The following is a 557-nucleotide window of genomic DNA, read 5'->3' as shown; positions in this document are numbered from 1 at the left end:
GGGGCCGCGGTCGGCGCGGGCGCGGCCATCACGGCTGCGTCCAACGGGGCCGCCGTCGCGCCGGCGGAGTCCGGCGGTGAGGCCGAAGCCGAGACCCTGACCGACAGCCTGACCAACCGGTATTTCTCGGCGAGCATGGGCAAGTGGTCGCCGGACTCCGCCGGCGCGACGGCGGCCCCGTTGGACGCAGCCGTGATGGCCGCGCCCGCGCCGACCGCGGCCGGCAAGGCGACACCGGCCTCCCCGGCGCGGGTCACCAGCGCGTCGTAGACCAGCGTGAAGGACTCGTCGATGCGGGCGTGTACCTGGACCGAGGCGCCGCCCGGATGCCGGGTCAGCGTCGTCACCAGCCGGGCGCCCTCGCCGGGCACCGCACGCTGCTCGGCGGCCGCCAGCTGCGCGTCCGGAAGGACCTCTGCCGCAGCGGCTTTCACCAACGCGGGCAGGTCCGTCAGGCCGCGGGGGTTGTACTCCCAGACGTGGCGGCCGTCAGGCAGCGCGACGTGGTTGCCCGGCATGAGCACCGAGCTGCTGCCGTGCGCGAAGTGCACGTCCAG

Annotated in this window: 1 protein-coding gene; it reads right to left on the bottom strand. The window is 75.4% G+C overall.

Features of this window, described 5'->3' with window-relative positions; translation table 11 throughout:
• Positions 1–557, bottom strand: a 557-nt coding sequence (locus A9X03_RS28650; RefSeq protein ID WP_231975424.1) for a hypothetical protein, incomplete at both ends; no start/stop codon positions are given.

Origin of the sequence: Mycobacterium sp. E1715, assembly GCF_001667625.1 — a bacterium.
Lineage (GTDB): Bacteria > Actinomycetota > Actinomycetes > Mycobacteriales > Mycobacteriaceae > Mycobacterium.
The sequence above is the reverse complement of the archived record's forward strand: the minus strand, read 5'-3'. Positions and strand labels throughout refer to the sequence as shown.